The organism is Lawsonibacter sp. (genome assembly GCF_022777125.1).
GTDB lineage: Bacteria > Bacillota > Clostridia > Oscillospirales > Oscillospiraceae > Lawsonibacter_A > Lawsonibacter_A hominis.
The window spans coordinates 1-21,003 of record NZ_JALFGV010000133.1 but is presented as its reverse complement, the minus strand read 5'-3'; the positions used below and the strand labels follow the sequence as shown (position 1 = coordinate 21,003).

22 protein-coding genes are annotated in these 21,003 nt (G+C 61.8%); all 22 read left to right on the top strand.

The genetic code is table 11. The features are described from left to right. Window positions 1–725, top strand: a 725-nt coding sequence (locus tag MR825_RS10795) for an ABC transporter substrate-binding protein (RefSeq protein WP_287880713.1), incomplete at its 5' end; no start/stop codon positions are given. Window positions 726–815: 90 nt separating this feature from the next. After that, window positions 816–1,769 carry an ABC transporter permease gene (locus MR825_RS10790; protein ID WP_186907620.1) on the top strand — a complete coding sequence of 318 codons (954 nt, stop codon included), beginning with the start codon at window positions 816–818 and terminating at the stop codon, window positions 1,767–1,769. Window positions 1,770–1,778: 9 nt separating this feature from the next. Further along, a complete protein-coding gene (locus tag MR825_RS10785) occupies window positions 1,779–2,696 on the top strand; it encodes an ABC transporter permease (protein WP_186907621.1) in 918 nt (305 codons plus the stop codon). A gap of 9 nt (window positions 2,697–2,705) precedes the next feature. Further along, on the top strand, window positions 2,706–3,734 hold the full coding sequence (locus MR825_RS10780; RefSeq protein WP_186907622.1) for an ABC transporter ATP-binding protein: 1,029 nt from the start codon (window positions 2,706–2,708) through the stop codon (window positions 3,732–3,734). After that, a complete protein-coding gene (locus MR825_RS10775) occupies window positions 3,731–4,693 on the top strand; it encodes an ABC transporter ATP-binding protein (RefSeq protein WP_287880710.1) in 963 nt (320 codons plus the stop codon). Before MR825_RS10780 ends, MR825_RS10775 begins: the two co-directional genes overlap by 4 nt. 4 nt (window positions 4,694–4,697) lie before the next feature. Continuing rightward, entirely contained in the window at window positions 4,698–5,084 is a 387-nt protein-coding gene (locus MR825_RS10770) for a hypothetical protein (protein WP_287880708.1), read from the top strand. A gap of 344 nt (window positions 5,085–5,428) precedes the next feature. Continuing rightward, window positions 5,429–6,613 carry an RNA-directed DNA polymerase gene (locus MR825_RS10765; protein WP_287880706.1) on the top strand — a complete coding sequence of 395 codons (1,185 nt, stop codon included), beginning with the start codon at window positions 5,429–5,431 and terminating at the stop codon, window positions 6,611–6,613. 87 nt (window positions 6,614–6,700) lie between these two features. Beyond that, a complete protein-coding gene (locus tag MR825_RS10760) occupies window positions 6,701–7,750 on the top strand; it encodes an IS30 family transposase (RefSeq protein ID WP_287880704.1) in 1,050 nt (349 codons plus the stop codon). Window positions 7,751–7,980: 230 nt separating this feature from the next. Then, entirely contained in the window at window positions 7,981–9,342 is a 1,362-nt protein-coding gene (locus MR825_RS10755; RefSeq protein ID WP_256176194.1) for a hypothetical protein, read from the top strand. Between the two features lie 13 nt (window positions 9,343–9,355). After that, window positions 9,356–10,042, top strand: coding sequence for a response regulator transcription factor (locus tag MR825_RS10750; RefSeq protein WP_186906238.1), 687 nt, complete (start codon window positions 9,356–9,358; stop codon window positions 10,040–10,042). Window positions 10,043–10,366: 324 nt separating this feature from the next. Further along, window positions 10,367–11,779 carry a sensor histidine kinase gene (locus MR825_RS10745; RefSeq protein ID WP_186906237.1) on the top strand — a complete coding sequence of 471 codons (1,413 nt, stop codon included), beginning with the start codon at window positions 10,367–10,369 and terminating at the stop codon, window positions 11,777–11,779. A 107-nt stretch (window positions 11,780–11,886) separates the two neighbouring features. Then, complete coding sequence (locus tag MR825_RS10740) at window positions 11,887–12,864, top strand: DUF1385 domain-containing protein (protein ID WP_287880701.1); 978 nt, start codon at window positions 11,887–11,889, stop codon at window positions 12,862–12,864. A gap of 145 nt (window positions 12,865–13,009) precedes the next feature. After that, window positions 13,010–13,873, top strand: a complete 864-nt coding sequence (prmC, locus tag MR825_RS10735) for a peptide chain release factor N(5)-glutamine methyltransferase (protein WP_186906235.1) — start codon at window positions 13,010–13,012, stop codon at window positions 13,871–13,873. A gap of 40 nt (window positions 13,874–13,913) precedes the next feature. Further along, the gene (gene recA / locus MR825_RS10730) at window positions 13,914–15,035 is read left to right on the top strand and encodes a recombinase RecA (protein ID WP_186906234.1); all 1,122 of its coding nucleotides are present in this window, start codon (window positions 13,914–13,916) and stop codon (window positions 15,033–15,035) included. Then, the gene (locus tag MR825_RS10725; RefSeq protein ID WP_287880699.1) at window positions 15,022–15,663 is read left to right on the top strand and encodes a regulatory protein RecX; all 642 of its coding nucleotides are present in this window, start codon (window positions 15,022–15,024) and stop codon (window positions 15,661–15,663) included. The genes recA and MR825_RS10725 overlap by 14 nt, the downstream gene beginning before the upstream one ends. Window positions 15,664–16,447: 784 nt before the next feature. Beyond that, entirely contained in the window at window positions 16,448–17,767 is a 1,320-nt protein-coding gene (gene rimO, locus MR825_RS10720) for a 30S ribosomal protein S12 methylthiotransferase RimO (RefSeq protein ID WP_287880698.1), read from the top strand. 4 nt (window positions 17,768–17,771) lie between these two features. Beyond that, window positions 17,772–18,299, top strand: a complete 528-nt coding sequence (pgsA, locus tag MR825_RS10715; RefSeq protein WP_186906231.1) for a CDP-diacylglycerol--glycerol-3-phosphate 3-phosphatidyltransferase — start codon at window positions 17,772–17,774, stop codon at window positions 18,297–18,299. Beyond that, on the top strand, window positions 18,299–18,934 hold the full coding sequence (locus tag MR825_RS10710) for a DapH/DapD/GlmU-related protein (protein ID WP_186906230.1): 636 nt from the start codon (window positions 18,299–18,301) through the stop codon (window positions 18,932–18,934). The genes pgsA and MR825_RS10710 overlap by 1 nt, the downstream gene beginning before the upstream one ends. A 174-nt stretch (window positions 18,935–19,108) precedes the next feature. Continuing rightward, window positions 19,109–19,879 (top strand): hypothetical protein, encoded by a 771-nt coding sequence (locus MR825_RS10705; protein ID WP_186906229.1) that lies wholly within the window; start codon window positions 19,109–19,111, stop codon window positions 19,877–19,879. Between the two features lie 93 nt (window positions 19,880–19,972). Next, entirely contained in the window at window positions 19,973–20,275 is a 303-nt protein-coding gene (locus tag MR825_RS10700; RefSeq protein ID WP_186906228.1) for an STAS domain-containing protein, read from the top strand. A gap of 90 nt (window positions 20,276–20,365) precedes the next feature. Further along, window positions 20,366–20,809 (top strand): anti-sigma F factor, encoded by a 444-nt coding sequence (gene spoIIAB / locus MR825_RS10695; RefSeq protein ID WP_186906227.1) that lies wholly within the window; start codon window positions 20,366–20,368, stop codon window positions 20,807–20,809. Then, window positions 20,806–21,003 (top strand): sigma factor (locus MR825_RS10690; protein WP_287880694.1); only part of this gene is annotated, 198 nt, incomplete at its 3' end. The genes spoIIAB and MR825_RS10690, both read left to right, overlap by 4 nt.

The following is a 21,003-nucleotide window of genomic DNA, read 5'->3' as shown; positions in this document are numbered from 1 at the left end:
CCCTGGCCATCAACCGGGAGGAATTCACCCAGGTGGTCTTTGACCGCTACTATGCCGCCTACGGCTTTGTGCCCTACGGCGTGCAGAACGGCGAACTGACCTTCCGCGACGATGTGACCGAGCCCCTGAAGGCGGAGTTCGACGCGTACGCGCTGGACAACGAGAAGCTGCGGGCCCTGTTTAAGGAGGGCATGGAGGAGCTGGGCGACACCCGCGAGCTGTCTGAGGTCACCATCACCTACATCTGCACCGGCGATACCGCCATCAAGCGCCAGCAGCAGGAGTACTGGAAAAACGCCTGGGAGACGGCGCTGGGGATCACCGTCAACGTAAACGTCCTGGGCGACAGCTCCCTGTTCCGGGAAGAGCGCAACGCCGGGCGCTATGACATCGGGCAGGCCGGCTGGAACGGCGACTACAACGACCCCATGGCCTTCGTGGAGATGTGGAGCAGCCATGGCACCTCCATCCGCTACTCCGGCTGGACCGAGGAGCGGGCCGCGCAGTTCGACACCTTTATCGACCGTCTGAACGCCGAGCCCGATCCCGCCGGGCGTGAGAAGATCTTTGCCGAAGCCGAGCAGTGGATCGTCTGCGACGAGGTGGCGGCCATCCCCTATATGTACAGCGACACCATCCTCTGCGTCAGCAACCAGATCCAGGGCATGACGTTCCCCTTTGTGGGTCCCCGGTTCGACTTCTCCCGGGCGTATGTCGTCGCATAAGAGAAGGGCTCCATAAGTCCTGTGGTCAAAAGGGGGCCAGACCGACCGTTGGCCGGTTTGGCCCCCTTTGACAGAAACGAGGGATAGACTGTGTTGAAGTATACGGTGCGCCGTTTCTTTGAGATGCTCTTGACGATCTTCGTCATTGCCACGGCCACTTTTTTCCTCCTGGCCGCTGTGCCCGGAGACCCGCTCTCCGACCGGGCTGACCGCCTGCCGGAGTCCATCCGGGAAAATCTGTACCGCAAATACGGCCTGGACAAGCCCGTGCTGGAACGCTACGTCATCACCATGAAGGGGATGCTCCACGGCGACTTCGGCGAATCGGTGCGTATGCCGGGCTATGATATCCAGAAGCTTTTGCAGGAGACCCTGGCGCCCTCGGCCCGGCTGGGACTGCAGACCATCGTGGTCGGTGTGGGGGTCGGCCTTCTCTTAGGCATATTGGCAGCCATGTTCAAGGGAACGTGGCTGGATTATATCATCGTCTTTTTTTCCGTGCTGATGATCTCGGTGCCGACGCTGATCTTCGGCCTTCTGCTGCAAAAGTATGTGGCGGGGGAGATGGGGCTGTTTCCCATCATCGGCTGGCCGTCGGGGGAGGAGCTCTGGTTCGGCGGCTGGGCGTATACCGTGCTGCCTACCCTCAGCGGCTGCTTCAGCTATATCGCCACCTATTCCCGGCTGCTCAAGACCTCCATGCTGGATGTGATCAACCAGGACTACGTGCTCGCTGCACGGGCCAAGGGGCTCAGCGAGCCCCAGATCGTCCGCCGCCATATCCTGCGCAACTCCTTTATTCCCATCATCACGGTGCTCCCCATGAGCATTGCCTTTGCCCTGACGGGCTCCTTTTTCATCGAGAAGATCTACGCCATCCCCGGCTTCGGCCGCTACTTCATCGAGTCCGTCCAGTCCCGGGATCTGTCCATCATCCTGGGGCAAACGGTGCTCATGTCCATCGTATATGTGGCCGTGGTCTTTCTGGTGGATATCCTCTATACTCTGATCGATCCCCGCATCCGTGTGGGCGGAAAGGCGTGAGGTGAGCAAATGGAACAAGCGGCAGACAATCGTTTCGTCATCATCGGCTGCGCCGACGCGGACAAAGAGGCCATCGCCCGTCCCACGATCACCTATGCGCAGGACGCCTGGCGGCGGCTGCGGAAAAACCCCATCGCCATGGCTTCCATCGTAGTGCTGGTGCTGATGGTGGTGCTGGTGATTTTTGGCCCGCTGCTCTGCGGCTGGGAGTATGATTACATGCAGCCGACCCTGAAAAACCTGCCCCCCAGCGCCGAGCACTGGTTCGGCACCGACATGCTGGGCCGGGACATCTTTGCCCGGGTGTGCGTGGGCGGACGGGTATCCCTGCTCATCGCTCTGGTCTGCACCTGCGTGCAGGTGGTGGTGGGCTGCGCCTACGGCGGCATCATGGCCTATTTCGGCGGCTGGGTGGACAATATCATGATGCGCGTCATTGAAGTGATGATGTCCATCCCTTACCTGCTGGTGGTCATCATCGTCATGATGGTGCTGGACAACAGCGTGCCCAGCCTGCTGGTGGCACTGTGCGTCACCTCCTGGTGCAATACCGCGCGGGCCATGCGGGGCGTGATCCTCCAGCTGAAAAGCTCGGAGTACGTCATGGCGGCCCAGTCCCTGGGCGCCCCCGCCCGGCGGGTCATCCTGAAGCACCTGATCCCCAATACCATCGGCATCCTCATCCTCAACACCGCGACCTCCATCCCCAATTATATCTTTCAGGAATCCACCCTGGGCTTCCTGGGGATCGGGCTCCAGCCCCCCAACACCTCTCTTGGCGTCATGATCTCTCTGGGGCAGGCGGCGATGGAGTTCTATCCGCTCCAGCTCATTTTCCCCGCCGCGGCCCTGGTGCTCATCGTTCTGGCCTTCAACCTGCTGGGGGACGGACTGCGGGACGCGCTGGACCCCAAACTGAGAAAGTAGGCGCAGGCTATGGGAGAAAAATTATTACAGGTCCAGGACCTGCGGGTCTCCTATCACACTTACGCCGGAGAAGTCCAGTCGGTCCGCGGCGTGTCCTTTGCAGTGGAGAAAGGGGAGACCCTGGCCATCGTGGGAGAGTCGGGCTGCGGCAAAAGCGTGACCGCCAAGTCCATCATGGGCCTAATCCAGGACCCCGGCGAGATCAAGCCGGGCTCCCGGATCCTCTATGAAGGGCGGGACATCCTGAAAATGAAAAAGCGGGAATGGCGCGCGTACCGGGGCGAGCAGTGCGCCATGATCTTTCAGGATGCGCTGACCAGCCTGGACCCCACCATGCGGGTGGGAAAGCAGATCGCCGAGACCCTGCGGGTCCACGGCCGGGCGGGAAAGGCCGAGGCCGCGGAGAAGGCGGTGGAGCTGCTGCGGCGGGTGGGCATCCCCAATCCGGAGCGCAGGGCCCAGGAATTTCCCCATCAGTTCTCCGGCGGTATGCGCCAGCGGGCCATGATCGCCACCGCGCTGGCCTGCGATCCCAAACTGCTCATCGCGGACGAGCCCACCACGGCCCTGGATGTGACCATCCAGGCCCAGATCATCGACCTGATGAAGCAGCTCCAGCGGGAGCTGGGCGCGGCGATCGTCCTGATCACCCACGATTTGGGCGTGGTGGCGGGCATCGCCAAGCACATCTGCGTCATGTATTCCGGCAAGATCGTGGAGCGGGGGACCTCGGCGGAACTCTTCTATCATCCCCGCCACCCCTATACCTGGGCCCTGCTGAAGGCGGTGCCCCGGCTGGACCTGAAGAACAAGCAGGAGCTGGCCACCATTGAGGGCACGCCGCCCGACCTGCTCAGCCCTCCGGCGGGCTGCCCGTTCTGTACCCGGTGCAGGTACTGCATGCCCGTATGTAAAGAGGAGATGCCCCCCGATACCGATTTCGGCGGGGGGCACCAGGCGGCCTGCTGGCTTCACGACCCCCGGGCGCCCAAGGTGGACGCGCCCTTCGTCGTCAGAAAGGAGGCGGGCGGGATATGAAGGAAAAGGAGCCTCTGCTGGAGGTCCGGCACCTGAAAAAGTATTTCCCCGCCGCCGGAGGGGCCACCGTCAAGGCGGTGGACGACGTGTCCTTCACCATCTACAAGGGCGAGACCCTGGGCATGGTGGGGGAGTCGGGCTGCGGCAAGACCACCTGCGGGCGCACCGCCATGGGGGTGTATCCCAAAAGCGGCGGAGAGGCCCTCTTTGACGGGCGGGATGTACACAAGCTGCGGGGCGCGGACAAGCTGGCCTTCAGCCGCCGGGCCCAGATCATTTTCCAGGACCCTTACGCCTCCCTGAATCCCCGCATGACGGTGGCCGATATCATCGCCGAGGGCATCGACATCCATGGCCTGGCCCAAAACCACGCCCAGCGCACCGAGCGGGTCTATGAGCTTTTGAACATGGTGGGCCTGAACAAGGAGCACGCCAACCGCTTTGCCCATGAGTTCTCCGGCGGACAGCGCCAGCGCATCGGCATTGCACGGGCCTTTGCCGTCAATCCGGACTTTATCATGTGCGACGAGCCGATTTCCGCTCTGGACGTGTCCATCCAGGCCCAGATCGTCAACCTGCTGGTGAAGCTCCAGCGGGAGATGGGCCTGACCTACCTCTTCATCGCCCACGACCTGGCGATGGTCAAGCACATCTCCGACCGCATCGCGGTCATGTACCTGGGGACGCTGGTGGAGCTGACCGAGTCGGAGCGGCTCTATGACAAGCCCCTGCACCCCTATACCCAGGCGCTTCTCTCCGCTATTCCCATCCCGGACCCGGAGATCGAGCTGACCCGGGAACGCATCCGGCTGGAAGGGGATATCCCGAGCCCTGTGGACCCGCCTCCGGGCTGCCGCTTTGCGGGCCGGTGCAGCCGCACCTGCGCGCGCTGCCGCCAGGAGACGCCCGCCCTGCGGGAAGTCGAGCCGGGCCATTTTGTGGCCTGCCATCTGGTGTAGCGCCATGCGGAAGCTGCAAACGGTCCTGCGGGATCTGCTTCTGGCCCTGGTGCTGGGACTGGGGATCGGGCTGGCGCTGGGCGCCGTCCTGTGGGGTGTGGGGACCCTGGCGGGAGGAGCCGCCAACGGCCTTGAGACGGCCCGGTCGGGACTGATGCTGGCGGGAGGATTTACCCTGCTGTTCGGCGGTATCCTTCTGTTGAAAGGAGACAGTCTGCCCAAGCAGGCGTTTCAGTTGCGGCCCCGTCCCCAGCAGGAGGATGCGCCGGACCGGCCGCGGCCCTCCGGGCTGTTCCGGGCGGCAGACCGGCGCTATACCGCGCTGCTTCTGGGAGCGGGCACCCTGCTGGTGTCGGCGGCGGCGGACTATCTGGTGCGCATGGGCCGCTGACGGCGTTATAATGCTGTTTCTTGATAAAAAGGTTTAGTAAGCCTTTTTATTGCGGCGTATGACGCCGCAGCGCCTGTGGAGCAAGGAACAGTATTGACGACATTCTTGGCGGCTACGCCGCCGAGCCACATTCTGTGGCCTCCCTAAAACGGTTCAACCGTTTTAGGGAGAATTGGTATAAGACCAACAAAAGACTGCCTCCGACTTGCGCCGGAGGCAGTCTTTTTCGTCCGGGTCCGGACGAAAGCCGGAACCCGTCTTGCCCCCGCGTTCGCATTCCGGGGTGCGCTTTGATTTTTAGACGGCATACCGAGAAAGAAATGTACGAGGTATCAATTTTTATTATGAACAGCGCAGAAAGACGCGAGGCACGGTATCAGCGTCGCAAGGCGGCTCGGGCGGCTCGGCGGGCGGAGCTCGCCAAAGAGTACGGCACTTTCGAGGCCGTCTTTTCGTTTGAGCGGCTTTACGACGCATATCGCGGCTCTATTAAGGGCGTAGGGTGGAAAGCGAGCACTCAACGATACAAAGCCTCTAACCTCGCGCACATCAACAGAACACACGAGGAATTGCTCGCCGGGCGGTATCGCTCCAAAGGCTTTTACGAGTTTGACATCGTAGAGCGCGGCAAACCTCGACACATCAAGAGCGTACACATAAGCGAGCGAGTCGTACAGCGTTGTTTGTGCGATAACTGCCTAACGCCTATGCTCTCCCGGTCGTTCATCTACGACAACGGCGCGAGCTTGCCGGGCAAGGGCTACGACTTCGCCGTCCGACGTGTTACGCATTTCCTCGCAGAGCATTACCGCAAGCACGGGCGGGAGGGCTACGTCCTCGTGTTTGATTTCTCCAAGTATTTTGATACGGCGCAACACGCGCCCGTATTTGCGGAAATCAGACGGAGCGGCATAGACGACCGCATCGCCTCTATTACCGAGTATTTTATCGGCAATTTCGGCGACGTTGGCCTCGGGCTCGGGAGCCAAGTCTCGCAGATTGCCGCCCTCGCTCTACCGAACAAAATCGACCATTATATCAAAGACGTACTCCGCATGAAGCATTACGAGCGATATATGGACGACGGTTGTATTATCAGCGAGTCGAAAGAGCGGCTCCGTGTATGCCTCCGGGAGCTCCGGCGGCTATGCGCCGAGCACGGTATCCGGCTCAATGAGAAAAAGACGCAGATTATCAAGCTATCTCGAGGCTTTTCGTTCTGCAAGGTGAGATTTCGGTACGGTCGTCACGGGGCCGTTATCCGAAAGCCGACCTATAAGGGCGTAAAGCACATGAAAGACAAGCTCTCGGTTTTTCGGCGTTGGGTAGATAAAGGTAGAATGACGGCGGCGGACGTTGCCGCGTCCCTCGTTTCGTGGCTCGGACACATGAGGCGTTTTCATGGGTATTACGTCGTGCAATCCGTATTGCGGAAATACCGCGAGCTTTTCGCATTGGAGGTAAATAACTGTGGATGGCGGCTTTCAAAGAAAAATGCGCCGCCGAGGGAGTACCTCAAGCGCAGATAATTAAAAAGGCTATCGAGGATTTTTTAGCCGAGTAACATCGAGGGGCGGGAAACCGCCCCTCTTTTGTTCTCTTGAGGAGGTTATATTATGGCGCGGAGCTTTAAGCATTTACAATACTCGGACAGGCTCAAAATAGAGGCATGGTTAAACGCCGGATATAAGCCGAAAGAAATCGCCGAGGAGCTCGGCGTACATATCAGCACGATATACCGGGAAATCAAGCGCGGCGGGCCGTATGTGCATAGAAACTCCGACTTGACGGAGACGGTACGCCCCTATAATCCCGATAACGCCGAGTATCAGTATCAAGCCAACCTCGCCGCCAAAGGTGCGCCGCTCAAAATCGGGAATAACTACGCCGTCGCCGATTTCATCGAGAGCAAGATACGCGACGACCATTACTCCCCGGCGGCGGTGTGCGCCCTCCTCAAAACCGAGGAATACGCTTATCTCGGTATGACCTTTTGCCGGGCGACGCTCTATAAGTACATCGACGACGGTAATATCTTCCCGACTATCACAAATAAAGACCTCCCGGAGCGGGGCGAGCGCAAGCGGGAATACAAGCAAGTGCGGGCAAAGACTCCGCCTCGCGGTACGTCCATCGAGGAGCGGCCCGACTATGTGAACGAGCGGCAAGAGCCCGGACATTGGGAAATGGATACCGTCGTCGGCAAAAAGAAAACCCGCGCCCGACTCCTCGTGCTCTCGGAGCGGGTCACTCGTCGAGAAATCATAATCAGAATAAAGGACGGCAAGGCCGAGACGGTCGTTAAGGCATTAGACCGCCTCGAGCGGCTTTACGGCGCGGCTTTCTATGAGGTTTTCAAAACGATAACGGTCGACAACGGCTCCGAGTTTGCCGATTACGAGGGTATCGAGCGGAGCTCCCGACGGAAGAACGCAAAGCGGACGACCGTTTATTTCTGTCACCCGTACACATCTTGCGAGCGAGGCACGAACGAGAATATTAACCGCATGATACGGCGGCACTTTCCGAAAGGTACGGATTTCGATAAAGTGACGGCGGCACAGGTGCGCGAGGTCGAGTCGTGGATAAACAATTATCCACGCGAGATATTGGGGTTTTCGACCTCGGCGGCTATGTTCTCGGCGGCGTTTGGCCTTGCCTCATAAATAATTTTATATTTTTCGCATCTTTAACTTGACATTTGCGTGGAACAAGCAGAAGAGCACTGTGCGCTCAATGGGCGGCGTCAGATACGGTTTTCCGGCGGGGAGCGCGCGGCGCGTGCGCCGCGGCCGTGCCGGCATGGCTATCCGTATCAACTGAGGGTACCATTTCAGAAAAAAATATGATATGATATCCAAAGACCGCAACAGACCCCCTTTGGAGGAAAACGGATATGAAGAAACACGGACTCAGGCTGTGTCTGGCAACGGGACTGCTCCTGCTGCTGACCGGGTGCTTTTCCCAGTCGGTGGACGAGCTCTACGCGCCGCCCCGCGCGCCTGACGATTATTTGAAGCTGGATGATAAGATCAACGAGGTGCTCAACCAGGGCGGTGAATATGCCGCGCCTCTGAGCGGAGAGCTGACGCAAAAGGTACAGCTCCAGGACCTGGACGGGGATGGAAATATGGAGGCCATCGCGTTTTTCCGGGTAAGTACGGACGAGCGGCCCCTGAAGATCTACATCTACCGTCAGACCGAAGAGGATTACGAGGTGGCCGCCATCATCGAAGGGACGGGCACCGCCATCAACTCGGTCAGCTATGTGGACCTGGACGACAGCCCTTCCAAGGAGATCGTGGTCAGCTGGCAGATGTACGAGAAGACCCATGCGCTGGGGATTTATTCCATCGACCGCTACGAGGTGGTGGAGTTGGTGCGCACCGACTATACGGACTTCTGCCTGTTCGACCTGGACGGGGACAGCCAAAGGGAGCTGATCGTCCTCCAGACCGGGGTCAATGACGAGGACAACCGGGCGGAGCTGTATAATTTTCAGGAGGGGGTCCTGGAGCTGGAGTCCTCCGCACCCCTGTCCCGCAATGTGACCGGTCTGGCGGACGGCGGGATCAAGACGGGCTATCTGCGGGACAGGGTCCCGGCGCTGTTCATTCCATCTTATTATAAGGGTGAGAACGGCCTGATCACAGATATTTTTGCCTGGCGCAGCGGACGGATCGAGAACATTACCTTGAACCGGGAAGGGGAGAGCGAGAACACCATCCGCCTGTATACCCAAGTCTCAGGAACCGATATCAACGGGGACGGGGTGATGGAGTTGACCGCCCCCTATGCGCTGCCCGACCCCAACAGCACCAGCGCGGCGGTGAACTTCTGGGCCATCCGCTGGCGGCAATTCGACGTGAACGGAACCGCCTGGCCGGTGTTTACCACTTATCACAACGTGCGGGACGGCTGGTATTTCATCCTGCCGGACGAGTGGGAGAACAAGATCGCCATTTCCCGCAGCGATCTGGCCAGCAGCGGGGAGCGGGCGGTGGTCTTCTCCTACTGGGAAGGCGATGCGGCGGTGGATCCCGCGCCGTTTTTGGTCATCTATCAGCTCACCGGCGACAACCGCTATATGCGTGCCAATATGACGGGCCGCTTCCGCCTGCATACCGGGGCGGAGGACGACAGCGAGACGCTGTATGCCGCGCGGTTTGTAGACTGCGATTGGGACTGCGGCCTGGACGAGACGGGCGTACAGGAAAACTTCGCCCTGATCGTCAGCGATTGGTCGGTCACAACATAGAGGAGGGAACGACATGAAAAAGGTGCTGGTGCTGGAGGACGAGGCGAACATCCGCAGCTTTGTGGTCATCAATCTGAAACGGGCCGGATACGAGGCCATTGAAGCCGAGAGCGGCGAGGAGGCCCTGGCCCAGCTCAAGCGCAACCCGGATATCAAGGTGGCGCTTTTGGACATTATGCTGCCCGACATGGACGGGTTTGAGGTCTGCCGCCGCATCCGGGCGGGGGACAACAAGATCGGCATCATCATGCTCACCGCACGCACGCAGGAAATGGATAAGGTCACCGGCCTGATGACCGGGGCGGACGACTACGTGACCAAGCCCTTCTCCCCGGCGGAGCTTACCGCCCGTATCGACGCCCTTTACCGCCGTACCGGCGGGGAGGAGGCGGCGGACACCGGGGAGATCAGCCAGCCGCCCTTCCTGCTCAATACCCGCAACCGCACGTTGGAGAAAAGCGGTCAGCGGGTCAAGCTTACCCAGGTGGAATACTCGATCATCAAACTCTTTATGGACAACCCCGGGAAGGCCCTTTCCCGGGAGGAGATCCTGGACTCGGTTTGGGGGCGGGATTACTTCGGGGAATTGAAGATCGTGGATGTGAACATCCGCCGTCTGCGCATCAAAATCGAAGACGACCCCACGAACCCGGTCTATATTACGACCGTGTGGGGATACGGCTATAAGTGGGGCTTTTGAGTCGGCGGCCCGGGGGCGGCTTGGGTGGGCCCCGCGCAGCGGGGCGGCGTCTGCGCCGCACAAGGGCTTGCCGCAGGCAAACCCTTGGCCCAGAGCGGATTTATTTCGCTCCAGCAGGTCGAAAGCACAAGCGGTCCCCGTACAATAGGGGATGAGACGCCCCCATGAATCCGGTCTATCTTACGCCCCTGAGGGGCACGGCTATCAGCAGGGCTTTTGAAGCGGCGGTTTCGATCCGTCCGCCGGGGGCCCAATGGCCGGGCCCCTTCGGCCCGGTGAAAGGCAGGACCAAAGAGATCCATCCAGGTGGTGAAGTCAGGCTCTATGAAAAAAATCAAAGGGATCCGCAAGCGGTGGATGGTCAATTCCATCAGTGTGGTGCTGTTCATCGTTCTGCTGGCGGTGACGGCGTTTTCCGCCGCCATGGGGAGCTATTACTACACGACCATGAGCAACGCCCTGCGCAGCAAGGCGGAGGGGGCCATCTATTCCTTTCGTGCCTATCAGGCGGAGAGCACCTATTACCAGTACGCCCGCTCCGTGGTCAGCGATGCGGCGGGGGAGCAGCTGGAGGTGGAGTTCATCGATTCCCGGGGCCAGATCCGCTTTTCCAGCTCCGACCTGACCGCGTTCCGCTCGCCCGGCACGCCGGATATCGCGGAGGCCCTCAGCCAGGGCCGCACCAAGGTGTGGACGGGTTCGGACCCCAGCACCGGAGAGCACGTCATGGCGGCCTCCAGCCCGCTGATCATCAACGGCCGGGTGGTGGGGGCCATGCGGTATGTCACCTCCCTGCGCAGCGTGGACCGGCAGATCATCCTCATTGTGGGCATCGCGCTGGGCATCGGCCTTGCCATCCTGGGTATGGTGTACTTCTCCAACCTGTACTTCGTCCGCTCCATCGTGGATCCGGTAGCGGGCATCACAGACACCGCCAAACGGATCGCCGCCGGGTCTTACGGGATCCAGATCGAGAAGAAGTTCGACGACGAGATCGGTGATCTGACCGACGCCCTCAACGACATGTCCCTGAAGATCAAGCAGTCGGAGAAGCTGAAGAATGAATTCATCTCCTCGGTTTCCCATGAGCTGCGCACGCCCCTCACCGCCATCAACGGCTGGGCGGAGACCATCATGAACGGGGAAGTACGGGACGCGGAGGATGTGAAGAAGGGGATGGGCATCATTGTGTCCGAGGCCCGGCGGCTGACCAACATGGTGGAGGAGCTGCTGGAGTTCTCCCGTATCCAGGACGGGCGGTTTACCCTTTCCATCGAGCCCATGGACATCAAGGCGGAGCTGGAGGACGCGGTGTATACCTACCGGGAGTTTTTCCGCCGGGAGGGCATTGAACTGAATCACTTCGACTGCGAGGAGGAGTTCCCGCCCCTGTCCGGGGATCCGGAACGCATGCGCCAGGTCTTCTGCAATCTGCTGGACAACGCGGCCAAGCACGGCGGCAGCGGAAAACGCATCGACACGGCCATCCGGGGGGACGGGGATCAAGTGGTCATCACCATCCGGGACTATGGCCCCGGTATCCCGGAGGAAGAACTGCCCCACGTGAAGTACAAATTTTATAAAGGCTCCTCCAAAGCGCGCGGCAGCGGGATCGGCCTTGCAGTGTGCGACGAGATCATCTCCCGCCACAACGGTACGCTGGAGATCGGCAACGCGGAGGGGGGCGGCTGTATCGTCACGCTCCGCCTGCCTCTCGGCGGAATTACCGTGAGATAGAACAAAAGTTCGATAATAATACCCGCGCCCCTTGCAATTGGGGTGCGGGTTTGATAAAATACAAAACGACAGGAAACGATGAAAGCGAGAAGGAGAATTTCTGCTGCATGACGAATGAAAAAGACCGATCCTGCGCTACGCCGTACAAGACCATGATCGGCGGGCAGGCCCTGATCGAAGGGATCATGATGCTGGGGCCGGAGAAGAAAGCCGTGGTGGTCCGCAAGCCGGACGGCGAGCTGGTGGAGCAGGTGGAGGAGCGGGTGCTTATCAAGGACAAGCACCCCATTCTGGGCGTCCCCTTTCTCCGGGGCGTGTTCAATTTCTGTTCCTCGCTGGCCAACGGCGTCAAGGCGCTGATGTATTCCGCCAGCTTCTTTCCCGAGGACGAGGAGCCGGAGGAGCCCTCTAAATTCGAGCTTTGGCTGGACAAGCGCCTGGGCAGCGAGAAAGCCGCCGGCGCGGTCGTCACCTTCGCAGTGGTGCTGGGCATCCTGTTTTCGGTGGTCTTGTTTTTCCTGCTGCCCACCGCCCTGGCCGGCGGCGTGGCCTACTTTTTCCCGCTGCCCATGTGGGGGCGCAACCTGCTGGAGGGCGTGGTGCGTATCGTCATCTTTATGGGGTATCTGGTCCTCTGCTCCCGTATGAAGGATATCCACCGGGTGTTCGAGTACCACGGCGCCGAGCACAAGACCATCTTCTGTTATGAGCGGGGCGAGGCGCTGACGGTGGAGAACGTCCGCAAGCAGCCACGGCACCACCCCCGCTGCGGCACCAGCTTCCTGTTTGTGGTCATCGTGGTGAGCATTCTCCTCTCCAGCGTTCTGTTCGCCTTTGTCCACGTGACCAATACCTTCGCCCGCATGGGGCTGCATATCCTGCTGCTGCCGGTCATCGTGAGCATTACTTACGAGCTCAACCGTCTGGTAGGCAAATATGACAACGCCTTTACCCGCATCGTGACCGCGCCGGGGCTGTGGCTCCAGAACTGGACCACGTTTGAACCCGACGATTCCATGATTGAAGTGGGGATACGGGCCTTTACGCTGGTTTTGCCGGAGGAAAAGGGCAAAGACGAGTGGTGATGTTCCACGCCCGGGGGAAGCGCCGTGCCCTGGGCGCGCAAGCCCCGCGGAGCCGCCGCTTCGCGTTCGTATCCCCGCCTGCGGGGGCCGTTCGGGGCGGGCGGCGCGGTGCTGTGTGAGAATTGGAAATCGAGGAAGTGGTTTTATGGCGACCACCTACAACAACCTCTATCTGGACGCGCGGAAACGGCTGAAAGAAGCCGGGATCGAGTCGGCCCAGCTGGAGGCGCGGGAGATCGTCTGCTATGCCGCCGGCAAGACCCGGGAGCAGTTTTTCCGGGACCTGGCGCTGTATGCCTCCGATCCGGTGGAGGAGCGGGTGCGCGCGCTACTGGAGCGCCGTCTGGCGGGAGAGCCGGTGGCTTATATCATCGGAGAATGGGAGTTCTATGGACTGAGCCTGGATATGGACCGGAACGTACTGATCCCCCGCATGGATACCGAGCTGCTGGCCGAGCGGGCCATCCTGCGCGCCCGGGCCGCGGGGGAGGGCGCGCGGGTGCTGGATTTGTGCGCAGGCAGCGGCTGCGTGGGCCTGGCGGTGGCCGCCAACGTGCCCGCCTGCCGGGTGGTGCTGGCCGATTTGAGCGAGGAGGCGCTGAAGATCTGCAAGCAGAACGTGCGCCGCAACGACCTGAACGCCAGGGTCACCTGCATGCTGGCCGACGCGAAGGAAAAGCCGGACCCTGTGCTGTGGGATTTCGATGTGATCGTCTGCAACCCGCCGTACATTCCCTCGGGAGACATTCCCGGCCTGGACGTGTCGGTGCGGGACTACGAGCCCCATTCCGCTCTGGACGGCGGTGCGGACGGGCTGGATTTTTACCGCTCCATCGCCTCCAGATGGGGCACCGCCCTCCGGTTGGGCGGCGGGCTGCTGTTCGAAGTGGGGATCGGGCAGGCCCCGGACGTGGAGTATATTCTGGCACAAAACGGGTTTGAAGCGATCCAGACGCACCGGGACACCCAGGGGATCTGGCGCGTCGTGGAAGGGACCCTGAATACATAGCGCGGGGCGTTTCCCCGCGATTGGAGAGGAGTACATCAGAATGGCTGAGAAAAAGAAGGCCGGCGTGGAGGCGGCAGCCCCGGCGTCCGATAAGAAACGGGCGCTGGAGACCTGCATCGCCCAGCTGGAGAAGACCTATGGCAAGGGCACCGTCATGCGTATGGGGGAGAACACCGGCATCGTGGTGGAGGCCATCCCCACCGGCTCCCTGTCTCTGGACCTGGCCCTGGGGATCGGCGGCGTACCCCGGGGGCGCATCATCGAGATCTACGGCCCCGAATCCTCCGGCAAGACCACCCTGGCCCTCCATGTGGTGGCCGAGGCCCAGAAGCGGGGCGGCGAGGTAGCCTACATCGACGCCGAGCACGCGATGGACCCCAGCTATGCCAGGGCGCTGGGCGTGGATATCGACTCCATGCTCATCTCCCAGCCGGACACCGGCGAGCAGGGGCTGGAGATCTGCGAGGCGCTGGTCCGCTCCGGCGCCATCGATGTGGTGGTGGTGGACTCCGTGGCCGCCCTGACCCCCAGGGCGGAGATCGAGGGGGACATGGGCGACTCCCATGTGGGCCTGCTGGCCCGGCTGATGAGCCAGGCGTTGCGCAAGCTGGCCGGCTCAATCGCGAAGACCAACTGCGTGGTCATCTTCATCAACCAGCTCCGGGAAAAGGTAGGCGTCATGTACGGCAACCCCGAGGTCACCACCGGCGGTCGGGCGCTGAAGTTCTACGCCTCCGTGCGGGTCGAGGTGCGGCGGATCGAAGCGCTGAAAAACGGCGGCGAGGTCATCGGCAACCGCACCCGGGCAAAGGTGGTCAAAAACAAGGTGGCGCCCCCGTTCAAGGAGGCCGAGTTCGACATCATGTACGGCGAGGGCATCTCCAAGGTGGGTGAGATCCTGGATCTGGCCGTCAAGTTGGATCTGATCCAGAAGTCCGGCTCCTGGTTCGCTATGGGCGAGGTGCGTATCGGGCAGGGACGGGACGCCGCCAAGCAGTACCTCAAGGATAATCCCCAGGTCTGCGAGCAGGTGGAGGCGGACATCCGCAAAAACGCCTATAAGCTGCTCAGCGGTCAGGCCAAGGCCGCCGCCAAGGCCGCCGGCCGCGCGGTGGATGTATCCGCCGATGACTTTGAGGACGGCGAGGATGAAGATCGTTAAGCTCCGGCCCTCTCAGCGCGTCTGGGACCGCTGGCTGGCCTTCCTGGAGGACGGCGCGATCCTGCGCCTGGGTTCGAGGGAGGTGGCCGCCTTCGGCCTGTATGCCGGTATGGAGCTGTCCCCGGAGCTGCTGGAGCGCCTGAGCGCTGCGGCGCGGCAGGGCCGGGTGCGGGACAAGGCCCTGGATCTGATCGCCGCCCGCCCCCTGTCCCGGAAGGAGCTGACCGATAAGCTCACCGCCCGGCCGAGGGACCGGGAAAAGGCGGCGGCGGCCACGGCAGAGGAGGCCGCCGCCGCCGCCGACTGGCTGGAGGAGATGGGCTATCTGGACGACGCCGATTACGCCCGCAGGGTGGTGGAGCATTACTCCGCCAGGGGCTGCGGTCCCGCCAAGCTCCGGGACGAGCTCTACCGCCGGGGGGTGCCCCGGGACTGCTGGGACGATGCCCTGGCGGCGCAGGAGCCCCCCGAAGGCGCCATCGACGCCCTGCTGCAAAAAAAGCTCCGGGGCGCGGACCCATCCGACCCCATGGCGCTGAAACGGGCCGCCGACGCGCTGGCCCGGCGGGGCTACCGCTGGGAGGAGATCCAGGAGGGGCTGGAGCGCTATCGGGCGCTTTCGGAATAGGACCGCGGAACGAAGCTCCGGAGCGGCCCGGGGGACGATCCGGCGGCGCAGGGATCGGACAAGACCGCCGGTACGAACCGACCGCCCAGCCATACCCCGTTGCGGGACGCGGCGGGCGCTTCCGGGGCGCAAAGCCGTGCGCGCAGGGAAAGCAGCTCGTCCTGAAAGGATGCGCCGGGCGCCGCTTGGATCTGATCCTGGCGGCCGTTCAGCGTCCGGACGGTTTTGGCGCAGTCCGGGGAAGCGTTGGGACGGTCGCGCCCCTCAAATCTGCCGCAACAAAGCGCTTCAATGCGCTTAGACCTAGGGCATCACCGGACAATTCCCCACGCACGTCTTGGCGGCCGATTTGCCCCACAAATGCGTTGCGAAACCTTACAATACACAAAGTATTCCTGCGGTTTTGCGCCTTTTTGCGGCACAAATTTTCGTGCCAATCCGCACGCGCCGAATGATGCGGTAATGCCCTGGCAACTACCTCGAATGATATTTGATTTTGCCTATGAGCAAATTGCAATCTGCTTTTCGGTAAAAGACGGGCAGCAAGCATGGACGATCGAACAGCATGTTCGGAGCGTGTCTACCGACTGCGGAAGGCCCGCGGCCTGAGCCGGAGAGAGCTGGGCGATGCGGTGGGACTTTCCCCAAGGCGATCCGTACGATTGAACGCGGAAATCGTTCAACGACCATTGAAAAGCTGGTGGAGCTGGCCCGCTTTTTTCAAGGCTCCGCCGACTGCTTGCTGGGCTTGAAGGATACCAAAGATTAAAGGAGAATTCCTGTTTTGAAGGTTGCATTCGTATCGCTTGGCTGCGCCAAGAACCTGGTGAATACCGAACAGATGATGGCCCTGGTGCGCCAGGCGGGCCACACCGTGGCCGGAGAGGCGGCGGGGGCCGATGTGGCGGTGCTCAATACCTGCGGCTTTATCGACTCGGCCAAGAGCGAGGCCATCCAGAATATTTTGGAGCTGGCCGCCCTCAAGGACGAGGGGAAGCTGAAGAAGCTGCTGGTCACCGGCTGCCTGTCCCAGCGCTACCAGAAGGAGCTGGTGGAGGAGCTGCCCGAGGTGGACGGCGTGCTGGGCACCGGCAGCTATACCGAGATCGTCTCCGCGCTGGAGGAGGTCATGGCCGGGGGCCGGCCTTTCCGCTTCGGGGACATTGACCATACGCAGGAGGACGGGGCGCGGCTGGTGTCCACCCCGCCCTACACCGCGTATCTGAAGATCGCCGAGGGCTGCGACAACCGCTGCGCCTACTGCGTTATCCCCTCCCTCCGGGGCCGCTACCGCAGCCGCATCATGGAGTCCCTGCTCGCCGAGGCCCGGACGCTGGCTGAAAGCGGCGTGAAGGAGCTTATCGTCATTGCCCAGGATATCACCCGCTACGGTACCGACATCTACGGCAAGCGGATGCTGGGGCAGCTGCTGCGGGAACTGTGCAGGCTCGACTTTCACTGGGTACGGCTGCACTACCTTTACCCGGACGAGGTGGATGAGAGCCTCATCGACGTGATCGCCTCGGAACGGAAAATCGTAAAGTATATCGACATCCCCCTTCAGCACATCAACGACGGGATCCTCAAGGCCATGAACCGCCGCTCCACCAAGGCGGAGATCCTGGCGCTGCTGGCGCGGCTGCGCGCGCGCCTGCCCGGACTGGTGCTGCGTACCTCCCTGATCTGCGGCCTGCCCGGCGAGGGAGAGGCGGAGTTTGAGGAGCTGTGCGCCTTCCTGCGCACCGCCGGCATCGAGCGGGCGGGCATTTTCCAGTTCTCGCCCGAGGAGGGCACGCCCGCCGCCGCCATGGAGGGCCAGGTAGACCCGGCCGTGGCCGAGCGCCGGGTGGAGCTGCTGGTGGATCTGCAATCCCGGGTGATGGATGCGTGGAACGAACGCCGCCTGGGCGAGACGCTGGAGGTGCTGTGCGAGGGCTTCGATCCGGAGATGGGCTGCTACGCCGGGCGCTGCTATGCCGATTCGCCCGACGTGGACGGCAAGGTCTTCTTTACCGCCGGCGGTCTGGTGGCCGCGGGCAGCTTTGTCCCTGTCCGCATCACCGGCGTCTCCGACGGGGACCTGACCGGAGAGATCGAGGAGTGATGGAATGAATACCGCCAATAAGCTGACGATGCTGCGGGTGCTGATGATCCCACTGTTTTTGGTGGCGGTCTATCTCCGCTTCCCCTTCCATATGCTGTTCGCCCTGATCGTCTTCCTCCTGGCCTGCATCACCGATTTTGTGGACGGCTATATCGCCCGGCATTACGATCAGGTCACCGACTTCGGTAAGTTTATGGACCCGCTGGCCGACAAGGTGCTGGTCATGGCCGCGCTGCTGTGCTTTGTTGAGATGGGCCGTCTGAGCGCCTGGGCGCTTTTGATCGTCATCGTCCGGGAATTTGCCGTTACCGCCCTGCGCCTGATCGCCGCGGAGCGGGGCCGGGTCATTGCCGCGGCCTGGTCGGGCAAGGTGAAGACCGCTTCCACCATGGTGTGTATCTGCCTGATGCTGGCCTTCTCGCGGCCTGCGCTGGACCGGGTGTGCACGGTGGTCATCCTGGCTGCCACCGTGTACTCCGGCATCGAGTATTTCGTGAAGAACAAGGATGTTATCGACTGGAGCAGTCTGTAATGTTGGATTTCAGCCAGGATCTCTCGGCCCAAACGCCGCTGGTTCACCCCACCTCCCGCATCCAGAACTGTACCCTGGGCCGGTATGTGGAGATCGGGGACCGCTGTGTGCTGGAGGAGACCGCGGTGGGGGATTACACCTACTGTTTCGGCTCGAACGACGTGATCTACACCACGCTGGGCAAGTTTAACTCCATCGCCACCGGCGTGCGTATCAGCCCCGTGCAGCACCCGGCCAAGACCCGGGCGGCCGCGCATCATTTTACCTATCGCTGTTCCCACTACGGGTTTGGACCGGACGACGAGGGCCTGATCCGGTGGCGGCGGGAGACGTCCCATGTGACCACCGGCAACGATGTCTGGATCGGTCATAACGCCGTGGTGATGGGCGGCGTGACGCTGGGGGACGGCGCGGTGGTGGGCGCGGGCGCAGTGGTCACCCACGATGTGGCCCCTTATGAGATCGTGGGCGGCGTACCTGCAAGGCACATTGGCTGGCGGTATGCGCCGGAGGTGATCGCGGCCATGGAGCGTATCCGCTGGTGGGACTGGAGCCATGAGACGCTGAAGGAGCGCCTGCGGGACTTCGATGATGTGGAGCGCTTCTGCGCGCGCTATGATATTGGGCAAAAGTGAGAAAAAATCCAGCAGAAAATGCAGAAAAACAGGGCAACGCCGCCTCCCAAGCCGGACGGCGGCGTTTTTGCGCCTATTTTGTCACTCCTTGTCATTCAGCTGTAGTTGTGAAATGGACAGGGAAGGGGTAAAATAGGGCAAATGAATTGTGAGGAAGAAAGGGGGCGTAAGCCCATGAAACGGTTGATTCCTCTGGTGGCGGTGCTGTTCCTGCTGGCGGGATACACGCAGGGCTGCGGCCCCGGAGTAGAGAACGTACCTACGCCGGAAACCGAAGCCACGCCCACGCCGCTTGCCAGCGTCCGGCCCACCGTTGCGCTCACACCCGCGCCGTCCGCTGCGCCGGAGCCTACGCCGGAGCCCACGCCGCCGCCGGAGCCGTCGGAGCCGGTGCTGGTGGACCCGGTCCCCATGCCGGAGGAGACGCAGGTGCTGCCCACGCCCACACCGGAGCAGGGGGGTACGGCCGTGCCGGATGATGAAACGGTGCTGGCTGCGTACCGTCAGGCGGTGGAGGTGTTCGGCTGGTTCCAGATGGCCACGCTGCCCGCCGATCCTGCAGATCAGGTGGCGGTGGGCGAGATCCTGTACAGCCGGGTGGATTATCCCGGCCTGGCGACCCTGGCCGACCTGCGGGGCTATCTGAAAAACCGGTTCTCGGACGAACTGGTGGAATCCCTGCTGCCCGCCGGGGGCACCCAATATGTGGATCTGAACGGCGCGCTCTACGTCCAGGAGGGCGCGCGGGGCGCCGACATCACCAAGGGCGGAGAGACCGCCCAGGTCCTTCGGGACGGCAATCCCGACCGCTGCACTGTGCAGGTGACGGTGGAGGTGCTGGATCCGGAACAGGGCTTTGCCGTGGTGGGCAGCGAGACCTATGACTTCCCCTATGAAAAGGTGGGGGATAAGTGGATTTTTACCAGCTTTTCTCTCGTCCGGTAAAAAAATCGACAAATTCAGCGGGGTTCAGGCGCTATAATCGCAGTATACCAAATTTTGGTATACTGCGATTTTTTGTATCAGGAGGGACAAGCCATGGCAGTGAAATGCACCGGGGAGGACCGGGTGCTTACCGCGCAGGTGTCCGGCGAGGTGGATCACCACGGCGCCCGGGAGATCATGGGAGAGCTGGAACGGAATATCGAAACGTCCCTGCCCCGGGTGCTGGAGCTGGACTTGGGGGGCGTGACCTTTATGGACAGCTCGGGCATTGCCGTACTGCTGCGGGCTTACCGCCGTCTGGGCGCGCTGGGGGGCGAGGTACGCGTGCACAACGTCCCCCCCCAGGCGGCCCGTGTCCTGCGGGCGGCGGGGTTGGACAAGCTCATCCGCTTTTAGGGCCGGGCTGCCCGGGCGCTTGGGAATACCGATTTTTGCAATTACGGTCGGGGCCGCCGGGAGCGGCCCCCATGGGAGGTTTTTGTACATATGAAAGCGATCAATGAGGCAGCGGTCACCTTTCTCAGCCGCTCGTCCAACGAGGGCTTTGCCCGGACCACGGCGGCCTGCTTTGCCGCCCAGCTGGACCCCACTCTGGACGAGGTCAACGACATCAAGACAGCGGTGAGCGAGGCGGTGACCAACTGTATCGTCCACGCCTACCCGGATACCCTGGGCAGGATCAGTATGAAGCTGCGCCTGTTCGAGGACAACAGTTTGGAGATCGTGGTAAAGGATTGGGGCGTGGGGATCGCGGATGTGGAGCAGGCCCGCACGCCGCTTTTTACCACCGGAAGCGAGGAGCGCTCCGGCATGGGATTCACCATCATGGAGAGCTTTATGGATACCCTGAAAGTCCGTTCTGTGCCCGAACGGGGGACCACCGTGACCATGCGCCGCCGTATCTCCCGCCGTCTGGGGGGCCGAGTGTGAGCGTGGCGGATACCCCCGATCTGCTCCGGGAGGCGAGAAACGGGGACAACGAGGCTTGCGCCAGGCTGATCGAGGAGAATGCCGGGCTCATCTGGAGCATCGTGCGCCGCTATTATGGCCGCGGCGCCGATCCGGAGGACCTGTACCAACTGGGCTGCCTGGGCTTTTTAAAAGCGGTGCAGGGCTTTGACCCG